Here is a 20,896-nt window from a genome sequence, read left to right as displayed (position 1 = left end):
CGGTTTCATCAAGAAAGAAACCACGCCGTGCTAATTTTTCCACCACTTACCAGCCGCACTGGTTTCACTTATCAAGCGTTGAGATAGAGCATGTCACGAGCTTTCCCCGCTACAGCAGCCTGGGTCTTCGGCATCAGCGCAACATTGCTCAATACATTCGCGAGCGCCGCCCCGACAGCCGTAACTTCAGCACCAATCATGAATCTCTGCCAGCCCGCCACCACCAGCCCATCCGCCAGGCAGTTGCTGGCGGCCGCACAAAGGCATCTCGGCGATGGTACCAACGCCCTGCCCCGTCTGCATACGGAAGGCACCCTCCCGCACCAGGGCATCCGCGACCAGAGCATCGCGGCGGAAAAGGATTGGCCGGTATTGCGCCAGGCAGCGCTGGCCTGGCGCCTGAGCGCCGATCCGCGCTATCTGCAACAGGTCGAAGCAGGCCTTGCCGCCTGGACCGGCACCTATCAGCCGGACTTCAACCCGATTGACGAGACCAATCTCGATCAACTGATCGATACCTATACCCTCACCGCCAACGCACTGAGCCCGCAAACGCGGGCCGCCAGCCAGGCCTTCCTGCGCAAACTCGGAAACGGCTACATCGCGCAAATCCGACAATTCCACGGTTCGAAGGGCGGTAAGGAGATCAACAACTGGCAGAGTCATCGCGTCAAGCTGGTGACAATGGCCGCCGCCGCACTGGCAGATCACGCCATGCTCGAACAGGCCTTCCAGCTGTTCCAGCAACAGGTGACGGACAATCTCCTGCCAGATGGTTCGGTGTTCGACTTCAGGGAGCGCGATGCGCTGCACTACGTCGTCTATGACCTGGAGCCACTGGTTCAGGCAGCCCTGGCGGCCAAGCCCTACGGTGGCAACTGGCTGACTTACACCGCCCCCACCGGTTCCTCCCTGGTCCGCTCGCTCGATTGGCTGGTGCCCTATGCCAACGGTCAACGCAGCCATCAGGAGTTCGTGCATACCCGCGTGAAGTTTGACCGCGACCGCGCCAACGTCGGAGAAGCCGGGTACAGCGGCACCTGGGAGCCGAAAAGCAGCAACAAGCTCTACTGGCTGGCAGCGCAACTGGATGCGCGTTACTTGCCCCTGGCCCGGCAACTGTCACCGACCCCTCAGGACTGGATCGGGGCCTGCTACCTGAAATAGGCATGGGCAACTGATCATTTCCGGCAGCGAAGCCGCCGTGGAACACCAGGGTTACATGGCAGGCGTGCTCGAAGCGGCCGATTGGGCGATGCGTTATGTCCTTTAGGCGACATTCATGGACTTATTGGCGTTAGTCGGCAATCGATAGACAGGCTAAAGTCCATCTACTGTTTTTTGCTTCTGGATGACGTGCCTGATGACCCGCCCTCGTTTCTTGCCCGACAACTTCACCCTGACCCTGGTCAGCGTGGTGCTTCTCGCCAGTTTCCTGCCCGCCAGCGGCCAGGTCGCTGTCGGTTTCAGTTGGCTGACCAATATCGCCATTGCCCTGCTGTTCTTCCTGCATGGCGCCAAGCTGTCGCGCGAGTCGATCATCGCCGGTGCCGGCCACTGGCGCCTGCATCTGCTGGTGTTCAGCCTGACCTTTGTCCTGTTCCCACTGCTGGGTGTCGCGCTCAAGCCGCTGCTGTCGCCGCTGATCGGCGACAAGCTGTATATGGGCATGCTCTACCTCTGCGCCCTGCCGGCCACGGTGCAGTCGGCGATTGCCTTCACCTCCCTGGCCCGGGGCAATGTGCCGGCGGCGATTTGCAGCGCGGCGGCGTCGAGCCTGTTCGGTATCTTCCTCACGCCGTTGCTGGTGACCTTGCTGCTGGATGTGCACGGCAGCGGCGGTTCGACCCTCGATGCGATCCTGAAAATCAGCGTGCAACTGCTGCTGCCGTTCATTGCCGGGCAGATCGCCCGCCGCTGGATCGGCGCCTGGGTGGGACGCAACAAGGCCTGGCTGAAGTTCGTTGACCAGGGCTCGATCCTGCTGGTGGTGTACAGCGCCTTCAGCGAAGCGGTGAACGAAGGCATCTGGCATCAGATCCCGCTCTGGGACCTGGCCGGCCTGGTGGTGGTCTGCGGCGTGATACTCGCGCTGGTGCTGCTGGCGTCCACCGTGCTGGGCAAGGCCTTTGGCTTCGACCAGGAAGACCGCATCACCATCCTCTTCTGCGGCTCGAAGAAAAGCCTGGCCACCGGCGTACCCATGGCCCAGGTGCTGTTCGCCGGTAGTACCATCGGCGTGCTGATCCTGCCGCTGATGCTGTTCCACCAGATTCAGCTGATGGTCTGTGCGGTGCTGGCGCAGCGTTATGCAAAACGGCAGGAGTCGGTGGCTGAATTGATGGGGCAGGTTGATCCTTGATAAACGTGACCCAGCGGACTATACGGCAGAAGCCTTGACGGCGACGCTGGGTACGGATTTGCCCACCTGCAAGACATAGACCCCAACAATGATGCACAGCCCAGGCTCAGTGAGCCGGCCACCATCACCATGTAGAACACGCCACTGACATTGATGCCGCGATGAAATACAACAGCTTCACCCAGGCGGCGGAGGAACTGCATGTCACCCCCGGAGCCGTCGGGCAGCAGATCCAGAAGCTTGAAGAGTGGCTGGGGACGTCGTTGTTCATACGCTCTGTCCGTCACTATCCTGAGGTTGCTGGATAACCTTGGCCCTGCCGGACCTTTGTCGAACCTGTGAGGTGGGCTGCTTCATTTTTTTTCGTCGAAATCTCGACGCGACTTCTCGATCTCATCCAGGTTATTGGCGGCCCAGACCCAAACGCCACAAAACGCGGCACTCAAGGTCACGCCCAGGGAAGTGAGGGTGTACTCGACTTTCGGGGGAACCACGGCGTACACCGTACGTTGCACCAATCCATCACGCTCCATCGCGCGCAAGGTCTGAGTCAGCATTTTCTGGCTGATACCCTCTACCCGCTCGCTCAAACGAGTGAAACGCAAAGGTTTTTTATCAATCAAGGCTTCAAGGATCAACATCGTCCATTTGTCCGCGACGCGACCGATAAGGTCCGTCACCAACGATGCAATACGCGGGTCTATGTCTGCAGGAGGTGTAAGGCTGGAGTAGAACCGTGCCGCCGCAATCTCTTCCTCGGTAAAGTTCGGAATGTCCTTCATCTTTTACACTCTCCGCAGGGTAAGTATCTAACGTTTGGGTGCCTTCTTTCATTTGGATAGTGTATCGCCCATGCTGGCCGCTCGCGTCAAAAAACGAGGGCTTACCTGATGAAAATGAACAATCGTGTTGTCCTGATTACGGGCGCAAGCAGTGGGATAGGGCTCGAGCTGGCGCGCCAGCTGATGGCACTCGGAAACACCGTAATTATTACCGGGCGCGATAGGGAGAAGCTCGATTCAGTGCGAGCGTCGCTTCCTGGAATACACACGTTTCAAAGCGACGTGAGTGACCCGGCGAATATTCGCTCATTATTTCTGAGCATCAGTGAACAATTCGCCAATCTCGACATACTGATCAACAATGCCGGCGTGATGCGCAATATCCGGCTGAAGAACGCGTCCGAGCTCGTCAGCCTGACCCAGGAAATAGACATCAACCTGAATGGCCCGATATGGATGATCCAGCAGTTTCTTCCGCTGCTACTCAAACAGCCGGAAAGCATGATCGTCAATATCTCCTCCGGCCTTGCGTTTGTTCCCTTCCCCGCAGCACCTATCTACAGTGCCTCGAAATCCGCACTCCATGCTTATACCCGGTGTTTGCGGGCGCAACTGAAGCACTCCAGCGTCTCGGTTGTCGAGGTCGCCCCCCCGGGCACTGAAACCCCGTTATACCGAGGCGAGTTTGCTCAAGAGATGAAGGACACAAAAGGCATGGAGGTGGCGCTTCTGGTGCGACTCGCCATCAAAGGGATAGAAGCCGGAAAACCCGAAATCCGCCCAGGTCTCAGCAACGTACTGAAGATCGCAAGCCGCATCGCCCCCGGGAGCATTTTCCGGCAGATGACCAGGATGAGTCAGCTTTTCGGCTGATTCGTCACACCGAATGGAATATGCACGGAAGGCACGACCGCGCTGGCCGATTTCAGGTGGCCCGACTGGTCGTCGAAGAAGATGTGCGGTTTCAACACAGCCAGTACTCGACCTTTCTCGATGCCGCCGAGGAAAAAAGCGTCATTGGCCATGACGCCCCAACTCTTCAGCGTATTCAGCGCCCGTTCGTGGGACGGCGCACTGCGGGCGGTCACGATAGAAACCCGCAGACGATTCTTGTACTCGGCGTTCAGCGCTTTGTATTTCTCTTCCTCCGACTGGATCTTCGCGATACGCACAAAGAACTCTTTAAGCGGCCCTGGATTGTGGGGCTGCGCCACATTTTTCACTTCATGGGCGTGAAAACCCACCAGCCCGGACGCCTGCATCACCGACTCGGACTCATCCCCCGCGAGGACGCCATCAAAGTCGAAGGCGATCCTGAGGGTATCGTCGTCTTCGTCATCATCGGATTTTGAGTCCATCACCTGACCCGCCGGATACCCAGCCTTGATAGCAGCGTCCACATCGGTCTTGTCGGCCGAAAGAAAGAGCGCAATATTCAAGGCCGGGATGTACTCGTAAGGCGACTTGCCCTGCATGAAGATCGCCCGCGTCATCCCCAATCCGTAGTGATCGATGGTCCGCATCACCCGCAGTCCCGTGTCCGGATCGTTCTTGGACAGCAGCACCACTTCCACCAGGGGATCTTCCGGGTCGGAACTCAAATCATTCAGAGAGAGCAAACGCTTGATGAAAGGAAAGGCGATACCCTTGGGCAGCGGCTCGTCCAGTTTCTGCTCCTGGAACTTCCGATACTCCTCCTCCCCCTGGCTCTTGAAGACTGCATCTGAAGCACTGAGGTCAAACACAGCGCTCGATGCCACGCCAATCACCAAGCGATTATCCAGCTCATAGGGCATAACCAATCTCCGTCGTCATGGCGACATACTATCAGCAACCGCCAGTCGATGGCCGTGGCCCGCTTGCCCCCCGGCACCTAGGAAAAGAACCGATTTTCCGGGCGTGGTAATCCGAGATTTTCGCGCAGGGTCGTCCCCTCATATTCACGCCGGAAAATGCCCCGGGACTGCAACTCGGGAACGACCTTGTCGACAAAGTCATCCAGTCCGCCCGGCAACCAGGAAAACATGATGTTGAAGCCGTCACTGCCCTCGGTCTCCAACCATTGCTCCATCTCATCGGCAATGCTCCGGGCCGTCCCGACGAACGACAGGCCGGCATAACCGCCGAGGCGCTGGGCCAATTGACGAACCGTCAGTTGTTCACGATCGGCCAGGGCCAGCACCCGCTCGCGGGAACTCTGGCTGCCATTGGTTTCGGGGATGGGCGGAAGGAACCCGTCAGGATCGAATTTCGTGGCGTCGACCCCAAGGGCCACCGACAGCGAGGCCATCGCACTCTGCTCATGCACCAGGCTGTCGAGGTGCGCGCGGATCCGCCGGGCGTCCTCTTGCGTATCGCCCACCACCACAAAAGCCCCCGGCAGAATCTTCAGATGTTCCGGGTTGCGACCGATCAAATTCATACGGCGCTTGATGTCGGCATAGAACGCCCGGCCCTCCTCCAGCGTGCCAGGGGCGACAAAAATCACCTCAGCGGTTTCGGCCGCCAGCTGGCGTCCCGGCTCGGAGGAGCCGGCCTGGACAATCACCGGCCAACCCTGCACCGGACGGGCGATATGCAGAGGGCCGCGCACGCTCAGGTAGCGGCCCTTGTGGTCGAGGGTATGCAGCTTGTCCGGATCGAAGTACACACCGCTGTCGGCATCGCGCACGAAGGCGTCATCCGCCCAACTGTCCCACAGCCCGGTCACCACATCGTAGAACTCCCGCGCCCGGGCATAACGCTCATCGTGGGAAAAGGCCTGTTCCAGGCCGAAGTTCAGAGCCGCATCAGGGTTGGCGGTGGTGACGATATTCCAGCCGGCACGGCCGTTGCTCAAGTGATCCAGGGAAGCGAAACGGCGGGCGATATGGAACGGCTCGTCGTAGGTGGTCGATGCGGTCGCCACCAGGCCGATATGCTCGGTGGCCTGGCTGAGGGCGGACAACAGCGTAAAGGGTTCGAACGAGGTGGCGGTATGACTGCGCTTCAAGGCCTCGATGGGCATGTTCAACAAGGCCAGGTGATCGGCCATGAAAAACGCATCGAACCGGGCGCGCTCCAGGCTTTGGGCGAAACGCTTGAGGTGGGCGAAGTTGAAATTGGCGTCGGGATAAGCGCCCGGGTAACGCCAGGCGCCGGTGTGGATGCTGACCGGACGCATGAAGGCGCCCAGCTTGAGTTGGCGTCGTGCACTCATGAAGAACTCCATTGTCAGGAAGATTCCCGAGCATCGGCCAGATGGACTTTTCCTGTCCAATAATCAAAGGTGCTGGCTTATGCCATTGCCTCTCATCGAGAGACAATGTGTCGCCCCAAAGGCGTCAATCACTCGAAAAATAACGTCTATAGTTCGCCTGCCGAAACCCACTGACAGGCTGAGGCGCTCAACGAGAGACAATCATGGAACGTATCGATGCTTCATTTCCGGACATTGCCGCCTTTGTCGGCGTCGCGCAGACCGGCAGTTTTACCCGCGCCGCCGAGAACCTCTCAACCAGCAAATCCAACGTCGGCAAGGCCGTCCAGCGCCTGGAGGCCAGGCTCGGCACCAAGCTGTTCCAGCGCACCACCCGCGCCGTACGCCTGACCGAAGACGGTGAAACCTATCTGGAGGCGGCCATCGCGGCCCTGGATGGACTGCGCGATGCCGCGCAGGCGTTGGCGGCTCGCAAGGAAGAACCCATTGGCCGGGTGAGGCTGGACATCCCCTCGGGTTTTCGCCAACTGTTTCTGCCGACCATTTCCGAGCTTCGTCAGCGCTATCCGCAGGTGACACTGGAACTGTCCATGACCGATCGCATGTCCGATGCCGTGGGCGAAGGCTGGGACATCGTGGTCAGGGCCGGCGAACTGCCCCAGGACAGCGAGATGACCGTGCGCCGGTTATGCAACACCACGCTCACCCTGTACGCCGCCCCCGATTACCTCGCACGCCATGCACCGATAGAGTCCGCGGCGGATCTGGTCCACCACGAAGCGATCATCTTTCGTGGCTTCACCGGTCGGTTACGGCCCTGGTCACTGGCTGAAAATGGCCATATCCGGGAGTTTTCCCCCACCCCGGTGCTGGTGGTCTCGGATGGCCAGGCGGTGATCGATGCCACCGTTGTCGGACTCGGCATTGCCCAACTCTTCGACAAGGTCGCCCAACCCTACGTGGATTGCGGCAGGCTGGTGCCTGTGTTGCCCGCTGTGGATGCACCCGGCCCGCCCGTTCACGCCCTGATTCCCCTCGGCCACCGGATGCCGGCGAAAATCCGCGCCGTGCTGAACTACCTGGCGGATCGCTTGCGCTAGGCCATCTCCTCCGGCAGAAAGTTGCCAATAAAAAAGGCCGCAGAAGCGGCCTTCCTACATAACGATATCAACCTCAGGCTGACTTGCGCGCTTCATGAAGCGCAACGATCTCGGCTTCGTCTTTCAGTGCCTTCTGTACAGAAGCACGGGCATCAATACGTGCCTTGTACGCCATCAGATTTTTCAGGTGGGTGATCGGTGCACCGGAGCGCTCATGCCACCAGGTACCGAACACATATGCATCGGCAACGGTGAAGGTATCGCCGGTGAGATAAGCACGACCATCGGCCAGACGCGCATCGAGTACGCCGTAGGCGCTGGCCAGCTTGGCGTGGCTCCATTTGATCCCGTCTTCGGTCATCAGCTTGCGCATCAGGGGGATGTGTTTCTGGGCGATTTCAGTCGCCAGGAAATTCAGCAGTTGATCGAACTTGGCACGTTCCAGGGTACCGGCAGGAGGTGTCAGTTGCGACTCTGGAAACTGGTCGGCCAGGTAGGAAGAGATAATGACGGTTTCAGACAGTTGATCGTTCTGGGCATTGTCGAGCACCAGAACCGGTACATAACCCAATGGATTGACTTCATTGAAGTCATCGCCATTGGAAGTGCTCTTGCCGAACACATCAAAGTGAATCAACTCCGGGCTCAGGCCCAGTTCATTGGCAATGATCTGGACGGTTTGGGAGCAGGTCTGATGGGCGATATAAAGTTTGGTCATGATAACGATACCTGAAGTGAGTTCGGTGAGTCGGACCCTGGTTGGGTGCGATGGATAAAGTGTGTGCTTTCAAGTTTTGTTGATAAACAACCCGTAAAGCGATGCTCTGTAGACCACTGGGCGACAATCAAGCCGCGTCACTGGCCCCCTCCTCGGACACCGTGCGGTTTTTACTCAACAGGCCCAGCACCACGGCGGCGGAGGCCAGCAGGCAGACCACCAATGGGCTGCCCCAGCCGCTGTCAGGCGCCTGGATCACGCCGAAGGTGAACAAGGCCAGCACCGCGCTGAAGGTGATCGTGCCTGGCCAGTCCAGGCCCATGGCATCCGGGTCGCGGGTTTCACGCATGCGCGGAAGGCCAAAGACCATGGCGATCACACCAATCAACGCAGTAAAGACAAAGATCGCCCGCCAGTTGAAGGCTTCGATCAGTACACCCGCCACCAGCGGGCCAAACGCCAGGCCGATACCAAAAGTCGTCCCCAGCATACTGAACGCCCGGGTACGGGCATGCCCTTCGAACTCTTGCGCCAGTGCGGCCGAACCACTGGCCAGCGCCGCCGTACCGGCAACATGAACGCGTTGGTGATCCAGGTCAGGGCCACCGGGCTGCCGCCCAGATCCCGGCCAATCGCGGGCGTGGCAACCGCCCCGCCAGTAAAACTCAGGGGAAGCACCAAAGCGGAAAGACAAATCGCTGCAAGATTGAGCAACTTGTCCCGCGATTTGGCATCGTGGTCAATCGAGGTCATGGTTTCACCGTTAGTGGGATGGACAGTTGTGCGGGCAGCCGTTGAAGATCGCGCTGCCCGCTAAATCAATTTTGCGAAAGCGTCACATCGGGCTGGAGCGCCCGGGCATCCCCCCAACCGCCGCCCAGGGCGCGAATCAGGTTGACCGTTGCGGCTGCCTGAACACCTTCCAGCTGCACCGCCGCACGGCGTGATTGCAAGGCCACACGCTCGGCATCGATCACCGCGAAATAGCTGGCATCGCCTTCGGTGTACTGGGCACGGGCCAGTTTGGCGGCGCGCTGGGAAGCCTCCACCGCTTGCGCTTGAGTGCGGGTCTGGTCTTCCAGCACCCTCAGGTCGGAGAGGTTGTCTTCCACTTCACGGAACGCCACCAGCACCTGCTGCCGGTAGTTGGCGACCTCTTCTTCGTAGACCGCCCGGGCATTGGCCAGATTGCCCTTGCGCAGGCCGCCATCGAAGATCGGCAGGTTAAGCGCAGTGCCGGCCAGAGGCCCCAGGAGGAACGTACGGCTGCTCCATTTGAAAAGATTGCTCAGCGAACCCGACTCGAAACCCGCCGAGCCGGTCAGGGTCAACGACGGGAAAAACGCCGCTTTCGCCACGCCGATCCGGGCATTGGCGGCGGCCATGGAACGCTCGGCCGCGGTGATGTCCGGACGCCGCTCCAGCAGCGACGACGGCAGGCCGGCGGGCACCCGCAGGTTCACCGCTTGCAGGGGATTGGCCGCCATGGAGAACTCCGCCGGCGTCTTGCCCAGCAACACCGCGAGGCTGTGCTCCGAGGTTGCGCGCAGGCGCTGCACGGTCATGGCATCGGAACGGGCCGTCGCCAGTTCGGATTCAGCCCGGGCAACATCCAGATCGGCGATGTCACCCGTGGCGTAACGCTGCTGGAGCAACTTCAAGGCCTGCTCACGCAATTCGATCGCCCGGCTGTACACCTCGACTTCCGCGTCCAGCTCACGCAACGCGAAATAGTGCTGCGCGACATCGGCCTGCAACGCCAGCAGCACCGAATGGAACAAGGCCTCGCTGCGCTGGGTTTGGGCATCGGCGGCCTCCACCGTCGAGGACACTCGACCAAACAGGTCGACCTCGTAAGACACCCCGGCCTGGGCCCGCCACATCGTCTGGCTGACGCCCTGGCCACTGTCCGACTGGAACTGCGAGGCCGGCGAGACCTTCTCCCGGGTCGGGCCGAAGCCCGCGTCCAGGGTCGGGAACAGCGCGGAACGGGCCGACTGGTTCAGCGCCCGCGCCTCCTTCAGCCGGGCCGCCGCCGCCACCAGGTTCTGGTTGGCGTCGTGGGCCTGGCTTTCGAGCTGATTCAACGCGGTGTCGTTGAACACCCGCCACCACTCGCCCCGTGGGATGGACTCCGACGGCTCGGCGGTTTTCCAGTTGCCCGCCTCAGCAGGCTTTAAAAGCGGCTGGGTCTTTTCCTCCTTGTACGCCGGAGGCATCGACACCTGGGGTTTGAGGTAGCTCGGGGCCAATGAGCAACCGGCTGTCGCCAGCAGGGTTGCCAGCCACACCGTCCCGAAAAACAGGCGATTCAAGGCAAAGACTTTCATGTCGTTCTCCTTACTTCTGTTACGCGATTTCAGGCGCGCGAACCGAAGACTGGGTGGAAGGGATAGCGTGATCCGAAGGTTCATGGCTGCCGATATCAGCGCCCAGGTGCGGGTGCTTGCCGTGCTTGTCCACCAGATGTTCCACACCCGACAGCTTGCGCAGCAGCACGTAGAACACCGGCGTCAACATCAGGCCGAACAAGGTCACCCCGAGCATCCCGAAGAACACCGCGACGCCCATGGCCTGGCGCATCTCGGCACCCGCGCCGGAGGAGAACACCAGCGGCACCACGCCCATGATGAAAGCGATGGAGGTCATCAGGATCGGCCGCAGCCGCAACCGGCTGGCTTCCACCGCCGCCTGGACGATGGTGCGTCCCTGCATCTCCAGCTCCCGGGCAAACTCGACAATCAGGATCGCGTTCTTCGCCGACAGCCCCACCAGCACCATCAAGCCGATCTGGGTGAAGATGTTGTTGTCGCCATGGGTCAGCCACACACCGAGCAAGGCAGAAAGAATGCTCATCGGCACGATCAGAATGATTGCCAGTGGCAAGGTCAGGCTTTCGTAGAGGGCAGCCAGCACCAGGAACACCAGCAGCACGCTGATCGGGAACACCCACATTGCCGCGTTGCCTGCCAGGACCTGTTGATAGGTCAGGTCAGTCCACTCGTACTTGATGCCGCGCGGGAACACTTCCTTGGCAATGCGATCGACCGCCGCCTGGGCCTGGCCGGACGAGTAGCCCGGCGCCGGGCCACCGTTGATGTCCGCCGCGGTATAGCCGTTGTAGCGCACGACCATTTCCGGGCCATAAGTGGTGGTGACTTTGATCAGCGACGACAGCGGCACCATCTCGCCTTTGTCGTTGCGGGTTTTCAGCAAACCGATGTTTTCAGCGGTGGCACGAAACGGCGCATCCGCCTGTGCCCGCACCTGGTACACGCGACCGAAGGCGTTGAAGTCGTTGACGTACATCGACCCCAGGTAGATCTGCAGGGTGTCGAATACATCCGTCACCGACACGCCCAACTGCTTGGCCTTGACCCGATCCAGCTCAACGTTCAGCTGCGGCATGTTGATCTGGAACATCGAGAACGCCGGGCCCAATTCAGGGGCTTTCGCCGCAGCGGCGAGGAAATCCTGGGTCGCCTTGTTCAGCGCCTCATAGCCCAGCGCGCCACGGTCCTCGACCATCAGCTTGAAACCACCGACCGTCCCCAGGCCCGCCACTGGCGGTGGTGGGAACACGGCAATCGCTGCGCCCTTGATCCCGGCATACTTGGCATTCAACTGCGCCACGATGGCCGAGGCGGACTGGTCCTTGGAACGGTATTTGGACGGTTCAAGCACAGGGAACACCAGCGCGCTGCTGGGGGAGTTGGCCAAGCTGACCGACAACCCGGGGAACTGCGGCAGGTTCCTGACCCCTGGAATGGCCAGGGCGATATCACCCATTTCACGAACGACTTTCTCGGTGCGATCAAGGGTGGCGCCGCTGGGCAACTGCGCAATAGCGACCACGTAGTCCTTGTCTTGTGCGGGTACGAAACCGCCAGGCACGATCTGCCCCATCCAAACCGCGCCGCCCAGCAGGATGCCGTAGATCACCAGCATCACCAGCTTGCGGTTGATCACCCGGCGCACGCCGTGGCCATAGCTTTGCGAGCCACGGTTGAAGACCCGGTTGAACAGCGTGAAGAAGCGTCCGAACAGTGCGTCCATGATCCGCGTCAGCCGGTCTTTCGGAGCATCGTGCCCCTTGAGCAGGATGGCCGACAGCGCGGGCGACAGGGTCAGCGAGTTGAACGCCGAGATCACGGTGGAGATGGCGATGGTCATCGCGAACTGCTGGTAGAACTGCCCGGTCAGGCCGGACATGAACGCCAACGGCACGAATACCGCCACCAGCGTCAGAGCGATGGCAATGATCGGCCCGCTGACTTCCTGCATGGCTTTATAGGTCGCATCCCGTGGCGAGAGACCGTCGGCAATGTTGCGTTCGACGTTCTCCACCACGACGATGGCGTCGTCCACCACAATGCCGATGGCCAACACCATGCCGAACAGCGACAAGGCGTTGATGGTGTAGCCAAAGCCCAGCAGCAGCGCAAAGGTCCCGATGATCGACACCGGCACCGCCAGCAATGGAATCAGCGAGGCGCGCCAGGTCTGCAGGAACACGATCACCACCAGCACCACCAGGGCGATGGCTTCGAGCAGGGTCTGGATCACCGCATGAATACTGTCGCGCACGAACTGGGTCGGGTCGTACTTGATGCCGTAGTCGACACCGTCCGGCATGTCCTGCTTGATCTCCTCCATGACCTTGCGCACGTCATCGGAAATCTGCAACGAGTTGGCGTTGGGCTGCTGGAAGATGATCATCTGCACGGCCGGCTTGTTGTCCAGCATCGCCCGCAGGGTGTACTCGGAAGCCGCCATCTCGACCCGCGCCACATCGGACAGATGGGTCACCGCCCCGCCGCCGGCCTTGAGGATGATGTCGCGGAATTCCTGCTCGGTTTTCAAACGGCCCTGGGCGTTGACGCTCAGTTGCATCGGCACGTTGGTCAGCATCGGCGCACCGCCGACGATACCGGCCGCCACTTGCACGTTCTGCTCGCGGATGGCGTTGACCACATCGGTGGCCGTCAGGTTCAGGCGCGCCACTTTCTGTGGGTCGAGCCAGATCCGCATCGAGTAGTCACCGGCGCCCCACATCACCACTTCACCCACGCCCGGAATCCGTGCCAGGCGATCCTTGACGTTGATCAGGGCGTAGTTGCGCAGGTAAGTCAGGTCGTAGCGCTGGCTGGGCGAGGTAATGCTCACGCCCATGGTCAGGGTCGGCGACGACTTGATCGTGGTCACGCCCAGGCGTTGCACGTCCGGAGGCAGGCGCGGCAAGGCCTGGGCCACACGGTTCTGGACGAACTGCTGGGCCTTGTCCGGGTCGGTGCCGAGCTTGAAGGTCACGGTGGTGGTCAACTTGCCGTCGCTGTTGGCCAGCGACTGCATGTACAGCATGTCTTCGACGCCGTTGATCTGTTCTTCAATCGGCGACGCCACGGTTTCCGCGATGACTTTAGGGTTGGCGCCCGGGTACTCGGCGCGAACCACCACCGAGGGCGGCACCACTTCCGGGTATTCGGCGGTGGGCAGTTTGGTCAGGGCAATCAGCCCCGCCAGCACCACCAGCACCGAGAGCACGCCGGCGAAGATCGGCCGGTCGATAAAGAATTTAGAGATATTCATGAGGATGCTCTCCCGTCAGGCCGCAGGCTTCGCGGCACGGCTGATGTTCGCCATGTCAACGCTATTGGCGTGGACGCTGTCGTTCGGACGCACACGCTGCACACCGCTGACGACCACACGGTCACCGGCTTTCAAACCGGAGGTGATGATGCGCAAGCCTTCATGCAGGTTGCCCAGGGTGACTTCGCGGTACTCGACCTTGTCGCCCGCCCCCACCAGCAGCACGAATTTCTTCGCCTGGTCCGTGCCGATCGCCGAGTCGTCCACCAGCACGACCTCCGACGGCTTGCCGCCGCCGACCTTGAGGCGTGCGTAGAGGCCCGGCAGCAGCGCCCCGCTGGCATTGTCGAAGCGGGCACGCACGCGGATGGTTCCGGACTGGGTGTCCAGTTGGTTATCGATGGAATCGACGACCCCCATGCGCGAAAAGCTGTCCTCATTGGCCAGGCCAAGGGATACCGGGGCGGGCTGGGCCGAAGACTGATTCAGGTAGCGCAGGTAGGTTTGCTCGTCGACATCGAACGAGGCATAGATGGGCGACACCGACACCACACGGGTCAGCAGCGGCGCTGCGGCACCGGCCGAAACGACGTTGCCGACGGTCAGTTCCGCACGCGACACGCGACCGCTGATGGGCGCGCTGATTTCGGTGTAGGACAGGTTGACCCTGGCCGCATCCAGCGCCGCTTTGGCCACCTTGACGTTGGCGATGGCTTCACGGGAGGCATTTTGCTTCTCATCGAAATCGCGCCTGGAAATGGCGTTCTGATCGATCAGTCGTGCCGCGCGGCCGGCATCGGTGGCGGTGTAAAGCGCACGGGACTCGGCAGCCGCCAGTTGCCCTGCCGCACGATCCACTTCAGCCAGGTAAGTCCGTGGGTCGATGGTGAACAAGGGATCACCCTTCCTGACCAGGGCGCCATCCTTGAAATGCACGGCAACCAGGGTGCCGGAGACCAACGGGCGAATATCCACCTTGCCCACGGCTTCGAGACGGCCGGAATAGTCCTGCCATTCACTGACGGGCTTGAAGACGACAGTAGCGACATCCACTTCGGTCTTCGGCGCCTGGGTCACCTCGGCGGCATGGGCTGCGTTGATGGGGGAAAAATGACCGCCATACTTCACGGCGATCCCGGCAGTGCCGGCCACTAAGAGCGCACTCAACGCGACGGAAAGTCGTTTGTGATGGGCGATCATTTCTTTATCTCCTACTTGTTAAATGACATGGGAAGCCGTGATTGAAAAATGACTTCGTTCTCCTGCAACACTTTAAAAACCTGAACATCTTTATTTCGGGCACAAAGAGGCCCGCGCCCGGAACTTGGGCCTTGCAGATAAATAATCCATTGCTTGAGGTGTTACTTCACAGGGCAATACCTGCCGATAATGCACCGATATATTCGTCCACTACACCGCTGGCGCATAACGCGTCATTCAGTTTGCGAACATAATCCGCATTCGTCCCCATGGGGCCTGACGCTTGAGCAATAAACGGCGTAATCGACTCAATACTTGCATCCTGCTCATACAGTGGGTGATCCGGCTCGGCGACAAACACCAGCGCCATGATGGGTGTGCCGTCATCCAGAGAGACCGGCGCCCATACCGGACGGTAGGCGCCCGTCGGCATCTCACGCACCCACAGTAATATCAACTCTTCCTGCGCAACCTGCTCCGTCAAGCGCAAGGCAACACCCTGAGTCGAACCACCCGGTTCCAGAGCGAGCATTCGCCCAGGTGTTTCAAGCGTGGCGCGACCGGCAATGATTCGCATACAAAAACTTCTGTGCCAGCCGTGTAAAGTTGCACGCTGTTGGCCGGTGAAACTCAACAGGGGATTCCACAATAACGAGCCGTAAGCAAAGACCCAGACATCGCCAGAAGTTGGGCGAGTCGCCAGGGTTTCGCGCAGGGACTGCTCGATCCGCTCAAGTGTCCACATCATCTCTGTTGGCACTTCACCAAAGTGTTCAAGGTAAGCGCCGGAGGTGATCAGCTGTTTCGTCAACATCGCCACGTCCTCTGAATCTTCGCTGCCGATGTTTGAATAATGACGCAACGCCATAACCGGATAAATAACGCGAAGTGATACTGTTAGTCGCCATTCGGGAGACAATCGCGGGTGAAGCAGCCGACAACCCGGCGCCAGAACCCGACAATCAGTTTTTTGCGCACTTGTGATGGGTCAGCAGCAGCTCGATCTGCGCCATGGCCGGTAACAGCAGGCCGGCGATTTCCCGAGCCTTGGCCGTGGGGCGCATGCTCTGGCCTCCCCGCACGAACAGCGGATCACCAAAGTAGCGACGCAAACGGACCAATGAACCGCTGACGGCCGGCTGGGTGACCCTCAGGCAATGGGCGGCTCGGCTGACACTGCGCTCGCGGAAAACCAGGGTGAACACCAGCATCAGGTTCAAATCAAGGCCACTGAACGGCACTTCATTGACCGACATGACGTTCAACTTCAGATCGCCCCAGGACAAAGCTGTTGAAGTGGATTCGACGGATCAGGCCACTGTTCAACAGCTCCATGAAACCGATCAACTCAGGATGGTTGAAATGCGCCAGCATCTGCCCCTCGGAACGCCAGTAACCGGTGACGATCCAGGCGTTTTCAAGCGCATGATGGTCAGCGACCCCATAGCCCATGCACGCCGAACTGTTCAGCAGCGCATGCACGATATGGGAAAGCTTCGTGCCGACCTCACCCGCCCGTCCGGGAGCGGCTTCTATTTCGATGGTATTGATCGCTGCAATGGGCATTATCAACTCTCCTGCGTGAGAGCCTGAATTATGTCGGGGCACCCAGTAGGCATAAATAACGCGCCGTGCGCTTCACCGTCGCCACGAGGGCGACAATTAAATAGCCCGTGTGCTGACGGGCCTCAGTGGGAAATGATCCCGTGGTCAATCGCGTATTTGACCAGGGCCGCGGGCTTGTCGATGTTGAGCTTGCGGCGGATGCTCAGGCGATGGGTCTCCACCGTGCGTACGCTGATGTCCAGCTCGCGGGCCATTTCCTTGTTGTTCATGCCCTCGACCATCTTGCGCAGCACCTGGCTTTCGCGCGGGGTCAGCTCGTTGTCGGTGTGCTTGTCGGCGATCAGCCGCTGGGCGATCGCGGCGCTGTAGAAGGTCCCGCCGCTGGCGATGGCTTCAATGGCCGCAATGATTTCCCGTGAAGGGGAATTCTTCAGCACGTAACCGCTGGCGCCGGAACGCACGGACTCACTCACATACTCATGGTTGTCGTACATGCTGAGGACCAGGATCTTCAGCAACGGATACGTCTTGCTCAACACCCGGGTCAGCTCGAGTCCGTTCATGTCCTTCAGGCCGATATCCACCAGCAGCAGGTCCGGCTGGCAGCGCCGCACCATCTCAAGCGCCTCGGCGCCACTCTCGGCTTCGCCCACCACTTCCAGGGCGGGCATGATCGCCAGCAGGGCCTTGATCCCATCCCGGACCAGGGAGTGATCGTCGACCAGGGCGACGCGGATTGGATAAAGCAGGCTCATCAGGGACGTTCGCTCTTGTGGTGGGCTGAGTCAGGACTTTGTAGTGGGCATTTTAAGCGGCAACAGCACGTCCAGCACACTTCTTCCCGGCGTCGATGCCAGCTCCAGGCGTCCGCCAAAATGCTCGACCCGTTCACGGATATTACGCAAACCGATACCGGCGTGACGCCGTTCGACCTGGGCGACGTTGAAACCGATACCGTCATCGACCACCGTCAACCGTACGGACTCGACGGACCCGCGCAGGGTAATCGAGACAGTGTGCGCCTGTGCGTGGCGCTCAATATTGGTCAAGCCTTCCTGCACGATGCGAAACAGAGAGACCGGTAGTCCATCGACCAGCTGGCAATCGAACTCGTTGTTATCGTAGGTCACCACCAGCCCGCTGCGCTGCTCGAACTCGGCGGCGAGCTGGCCAATCGCCGCTGGCAGGCCCAGGGTGTCGAGCAAGGACGAGCGCAGGTCATGGGAGAGACTGCGGACCTCGCCAATCGCCTCCCCCAGACGCTCGACGGCTTCCCTTAAAATGTCCAGCCCCCGGTCCTGCCCCTTCTCCAGCACATGGCTGGCCAGTTCGAACTGAAACTTGATGGACACCAGTACCTGGCTGATACCGTCGTGCAGTTCACGGGAAACCCGTGAGCGCTCTTCCTCCTGCAAACTGACGATACGCTGGGTCAGACGCTGAAGCTTCTTGTCAGCCAGGCGATGCTCGCTGACGTTCAGGGTCATGCCGCTGGCAAAGACCAGCAGCACCGCCACCAGGGCGACCACCGCGATCGCCAGCATCGTCTTGCGGATGCCCTGGGCCACCTCGTCACGGGCCTGCTGGGTGGCGCGCTCGACGTCCTCAAGGTAAATGCCGGTCCCGAGCATCCAACCCCAGTTATCCAGCATCACCACATAAGCGAGCTTGTCGGTCACCTGGCCGGTGGAGGGCTTGTTCCAGGCGTAGCGCTGAAAGCCCTCCCCGGATTCGGCACTTTTCAGCAGCGCCTGGATCACCGGCAAGCCGTGGGGGTCCTTCATGTCCCAGAGGTATTGGCCCACCAGCTCCGACTGCCGCGAGTGCATCAGGCTGCGGCCCTGGCGGTCGTAGACAAAGAAGTAACCGTTGATCCCGAAGCTGAGCTTGCGCAGCTCTTCCAGCACTTGCTGCTGGGCGTGGGCGTCCCCCTTGCCGTCGTCGTAGAGCGGCGCGATCAGGCTCTGCGCCATTTCGACGTAGTTTTTCAGTTCCGCACGCTTGCTCGCCAGAATGCTGTCTTCGATCAGTTGCGCCTGCTGATCGCCCAGTTGGCGGTTCAGGGAAATCACCAGCGCGCAGATGACCGCGATAGCCAGGACCAGGGGCAGGATCCCCAGGGCGACGATTTTGTGCTTGAGCTGCATGGCGAATCCCGGGCTTCTCGGTAGAACTACGTAGACGCTGCGTACGTAGTCGTGCGGATACTTTTGTTGACGGCATACACGGATATTGGGCCAGCTCCGTACCGCGGACACAATTATAAAAATTACCGCCGCAGTCTACCGACTGTTGGCAGGAGACACGCAATGAACCGTCTGGCTAAACACCTCGTCTGGTTTGCCGTGGCTGTCCTGGGAGCGTTTGCGCTGAGTGTCGTGGCCCTGCGCCGCGGCGAAGCCATCAACGCCCTCTGGATCGTAGTCGCCGCAGTCGCAATCTACCTCGTCGCATACCGCTACTACAGCCTGTTTATCGCCAGCAAGGTGATGCAACTGGACCCCAGTCGCGCCACTCCCGCCGTCATCAACAACGACGGCCTGGACTACGTACCCACCAATAAACACATTCTTTTCGGTCACCACTTCGCGGCCATCGCCGGCGCGGGGCCGTTGGTCGGCCCGGTATTGGCGGCGCAGATGGGCTACCTGCCCGGTACGCTCTGGCTGATCGCCGGCGTGGTGCTGGCCGGTGCCGTGCAGGACTTCATGGTCCTGTTCATGTCCACCCGTCGCAACGGCCGTTCCCTGGGGGACATGGTCCGTGAGGAAATGGGCCGCGTGCCGGGGACCATCGCCCTGTTCGGCTGCTTCCTGATCATGATCATCATCCTCGCGGTGCTGGCGCTGATCGTGGTCAAGGCCCTGGCCGAGAGCCCATGGGGCATCTTCACGGTGATGGCGACCATCCCGATCGCGATGTTCATGGGCATCTACATGCGCTACATCCGCCCGGGCCGCATCGGTGAAATCTCCGTTGTCGGCGTGCTCCTGCTGCTCGGTTCGATCTGGCTCGGCGGGCAGATTGCCGCCGACCCGGTCTGGGCCAAGGCCTTTACCTTTACCGGGCTGCAGATCACCTGGATGCTGATCGGTTACGGTTTTGTCGCGGCGGTGTTGCCGGTCTGGCTGATCCTGGCGCCGCGCGACTACCTGTCGACCTTCCTCAAGATCGGCACCATCATGGCCCTGGCCATCGGCATCCTGATCACCATGCCCGTGCTGAAAATGCCGGCCCTGACCCAGTTCGTCGACGGCACCGGCCCGGTGTGGAAAGGCGGCCTGTTCCCGTTCCTGTTCATCACCATCGCCTGTGGCGCCGTCTCGGGCTTCCACGCGCTGATTGCCTCCGGCACCACGCCCAAGCTGCTGGCCAGCGAAGGCCATGCCCGCTATATCGGTTACGGCGGCATGCTGATGGAGTCCTTCGTGGCAATCATGGCGATGGTCGCCGCCTCGGTCATTGATCCGGGCGTCTACTTCGCCATGAACAGCCCGGCGGCGGTGGTTGGCGCCGATGCCGTGAGCGTGGCGCAGACCGTTACCAGCTGGGGCTTCGCAATCACCCCTGATGCCCTGCTGGCCGTGGCCAAGGACATCGGTGAAACCACCGTGCTGGCCCGCGCCGGCGGTGCGCCGACCCTCGCGGTCGGTATCGCGCAGATCCTCCACCATGTGCTGCCGGGTGAAAACACCATGGCGTTCTGGTACCACTTCGCGATCCTGTTCGAGGCGCTGTTTATCCTGACGGCGGTGGATGCGGGGACCCGTGCCGGACGTTTCATGCTGCAGGACCTGCTCGGTTCCTTCGTCCCGGCGCTCAAGCGCACCGAGTCGTGGACCGCCAACCTGATCGCCACCGCCGGTTGTGTGGCGATGTGGGGTTACCTGTTGTACCAGGGCGTGATCGACCCGTTGGGCGGCATCAACACCTTGTGGCCGCTGTTCGGCATCTCCAACCAGATGCTCGCCGGTATCGCGCTGATGCTCGGCACCGTGGTGCTGATCAAGATGAAACGCCAGCGCTATATCTGGGTCACCTTGCTGCCCGCCGCCTGGCTGCTGATCTGCACCACCAGCGCCGGCTTCATCAAGCTGTTCGACGCCAACCCGGCCATCGGTTTCCTCGCCCTGGCGAAGAAATACAGCGTCGCGCTGGACGCCGGCCAGGTGATCGCCCCGGCCAAGGACATCACCCAGATGCAGCACGTGATCTTCAACGCCTATACCAACGCCGTGCTGACAGGTCTGTTCCTGTTCGTGGTCTTCAGCATCCTGTTCTATGCCATCAAGGTCGGTGTCGCGGCCTGGGGCACCAAGGAGCGCACGGATAAGGAGTCGCCTTTCCAGGCTATTCCGGAGGTTTGATCGAGGATTGCCG

The 20,896-nt window shown here is 60.7% G+C and carries 19 protein-coding genes and 1 pseudogene; 6 read left to right on the top strand and 14 right to left on the bottom strand.

Features of this window, described 5'->3' with window-relative positions; translation table 11 throughout:
- Positions 1–71: 71 nt before the first annotated feature.
- Positions 72–200, bottom strand: coding sequence for a hypothetical protein (locus tag CWE01_RS33805; protein WP_256579312.1), 129 nt, complete (start codon positions 198–200; stop codon positions 72–74).
- Between CWE01_RS33805 and CWE01_RS05420 the strand changes: the two genes are divergently transcribed.
- From CWE01_RS05420 to CWE01_RS05410, 3 genes are all read left to right on the top strand, one after another.
- Positions 199–1,167, top strand: coding sequence for an alginate lyase family protein (locus CWE01_RS05420; RefSeq protein ID WP_256579311.1), 969 nt, complete (start codon positions 199–201; stop codon positions 1,165–1,167). The two genes, CWE01_RS33805 and CWE01_RS05420, sit on opposite strands and share 2 nt — an antisense overlap.
- A 196-nt stretch (positions 1,168–1,363) precedes the next feature.
- On the top strand, positions 1,364–2,362 hold the full coding sequence (locus CWE01_RS05415; protein WP_100939503.1) for a bile acid:sodium symporter family protein: 999 nt from the start codon (positions 1,364–1,366) through the stop codon (positions 2,360–2,362).
- A gap of 161 nt (positions 2,363–2,523) precedes the next feature.
- Entirely contained in the window at positions 2,524–2,670 is a 147-nt protein-coding gene (locus CWE01_RS05410) for a LysR family transcriptional regulator (protein ID WP_100939502.1), read from the top strand.
- Positions 2,671–2,715: 45 nt separating this feature from the next.
- Here the strand turns inward: CWE01_RS05410 and CWE01_RS05405 are convergent, their stop codons facing one another.
- Complete coding sequence (locus CWE01_RS05405) at positions 2,716–3,144, bottom strand: helix-turn-helix domain-containing protein (protein ID WP_100939501.1); 429 nt, start codon at positions 3,142–3,144, stop codon at positions 2,716–2,718.
- Positions 3,145–3,252: 108 nt separating this feature from the next.
- Here CWE01_RS05405 and CWE01_RS05400 point away from each other — a divergent pair, with 108 nt between their 5' ends.
- Complete coding sequence (locus CWE01_RS05400; protein WP_100939500.1) at positions 3,253–4,017, top strand: SDR family oxidoreductase; 765 nt, start codon at positions 3,253–3,255, stop codon at positions 4,015–4,017.
- On the opposite strand, the gene CWE01_RS05395 is transcribed toward CWE01_RS05400, so the two are convergent.
- Positions 4,002–4,940: a 5'-nucleotidase gene (locus tag CWE01_RS05395; RefSeq protein WP_177143117.1), complete on the bottom strand. Its 939-nt coding sequence runs from the start codon at positions 4,938–4,940 to the stop codon at positions 4,002–4,004. The two genes, CWE01_RS05400 and CWE01_RS05395, sit on opposite strands and share 16 nt — an antisense overlap.
- A 77-nt stretch (positions 4,941–5,017) precedes the next feature.
- A complete protein-coding gene (locus CWE01_RS05390) occupies positions 5,018–6,343 on the bottom strand; it encodes an LLM class flavin-dependent oxidoreductase (protein WP_100939499.1) in 1,326 nt (441 codons plus the stop codon).
- 203 nt (positions 6,344–6,546) lie between these two features.
- On the opposite strand from CWE01_RS05390, the gene CWE01_RS05385 reads away from it, so the two are divergent.
- Positions 6,547–7,443, top strand: a complete 897-nt coding sequence (locus CWE01_RS05385; RefSeq protein ID WP_100939498.1) for a LysR family transcriptional regulator — start codon at positions 6,547–6,549, stop codon at positions 7,441–7,443.
- Between the two features lie 73 nt (positions 7,444–7,516).
- On the opposite strand, the gene CWE01_RS05380 is transcribed toward CWE01_RS05385, so the two are convergent.
- The 10 genes and pseudogenes from CWE01_RS05380 to CWE01_RS05335 all read right to left on the bottom strand — a co-directional run bounded on the left by CWE01_RS05380 (position 7,517) and on the right by CWE01_RS05335 (position 18,663).
- A complete protein-coding gene (locus CWE01_RS05380) occupies positions 7,517–8,161 on the bottom strand; it encodes a glutathione S-transferase family protein (protein ID WP_100939497.1) in 645 nt (214 codons plus the stop codon).
- 184 nt (positions 8,162–8,345) lie between these two features.
- Positions 8,346–8,914 (bottom strand): annotated as a pseudogene (locus CWE01_RS05375) (MFS transporter); the annotation flags it as partial.
- Positions 8,915–8,979: 65 nt separating this feature from the next.
- The gene (locus CWE01_RS05370) at positions 8,980–10,491 is read right to left on the bottom strand and encodes an efflux transporter outer membrane subunit (RefSeq protein ID WP_100939496.1); all 1,512 of its coding nucleotides are present in this window, start codon (positions 10,489–10,491) and stop codon (positions 8,980–8,982) included.
- A 19-nt stretch (positions 10,492–10,510) separates the two neighbouring features.
- On the bottom strand, positions 10,511–13,750 hold the full coding sequence (locus CWE01_RS05365; protein WP_100939495.1) for an efflux RND transporter permease subunit: 3,240 nt from the start codon (positions 13,748–13,750) through the stop codon (positions 10,511–10,513).
- 15 nt (positions 13,751–13,765) lie between these two features.
- On the bottom strand, positions 13,766–14,950 hold the full coding sequence (locus CWE01_RS05360) for an efflux RND transporter periplasmic adaptor subunit (RefSeq protein ID WP_100939494.1): 1,185 nt from the start codon (positions 14,948–14,950) through the stop codon (positions 13,766–13,768).
- 166 nt (positions 14,951–15,116) lie between these two features.
- Positions 15,117–15,764 carry a gamma-glutamylcyclotransferase gene (locus tag CWE01_RS05355; protein ID WP_100939493.1) on the bottom strand — a complete coding sequence of 216 codons (648 nt, stop codon included), beginning with the start codon at positions 15,762–15,764 and terminating at the stop codon, positions 15,117–15,119.
- A gap of 148 nt (positions 15,765–15,912) precedes the next feature.
- Positions 15,913–16,206, bottom strand: coding sequence for a LysR family transcriptional regulator (locus CWE01_RS05350; protein WP_100939492.1), 294 nt, complete (start codon positions 16,204–16,206; stop codon positions 15,913–15,915).
- Positions 16,193–16,516 (bottom strand): antibiotic biosynthesis monooxygenase, encoded by a 324-nt coding sequence (locus CWE01_RS05345; protein WP_100939491.1) that lies wholly within the window; start codon positions 16,514–16,516, stop codon positions 16,193–16,195. Before CWE01_RS05345 ends, CWE01_RS05350 begins: the two co-directional genes overlap by 14 nt.
- A 122-nt stretch (positions 16,517–16,638) precedes the next feature.
- The gene (locus tag CWE01_RS05340) at positions 16,639–17,271 is read right to left on the bottom strand and encodes a response regulator transcription factor (RefSeq protein ID WP_100939490.1); all 633 of its coding nucleotides are present in this window, start codon (positions 17,269–17,271) and stop codon (positions 16,639–16,641) included.
- Positions 17,272–17,301: 30 nt separating this feature from the next.
- Positions 17,302–18,663 carry a cache domain-containing protein gene (locus tag CWE01_RS05335; RefSeq protein ID WP_100939489.1) on the bottom strand — a complete coding sequence of 454 codons (1,362 nt, stop codon included), beginning with the start codon at positions 18,661–18,663 and terminating at the stop codon, positions 17,302–17,304.
- Between the two features lie 162 nt (positions 18,664–18,825).
- On the opposite strand from CWE01_RS05335, the gene CWE01_RS05330 reads away from it, so the two are divergent.
- Positions 18,826–20,883 carry a carbon starvation CstA family protein gene (locus tag CWE01_RS05330; protein WP_100939488.1) on the top strand — a complete coding sequence of 686 codons (2,058 nt, stop codon included), beginning with the start codon at positions 18,826–18,828 and terminating at the stop codon, positions 20,881–20,883.
- Positions 20,884–20,896 lie beyond the last annotated feature (13 nt).

The organism is Pseudomonas sp. QS1027 (assembly GCF_002814235.1).
Classification (GTDB): domain Bacteria; phylum Pseudomonadota; class Gammaproteobacteria; order Pseudomonadales; family Pseudomonadaceae; genus Aquipseudomonas.
Note: the sequence above shows the minus strand (reverse complement) of the source record. Positions and strands in the feature narration are given on the sequence as shown.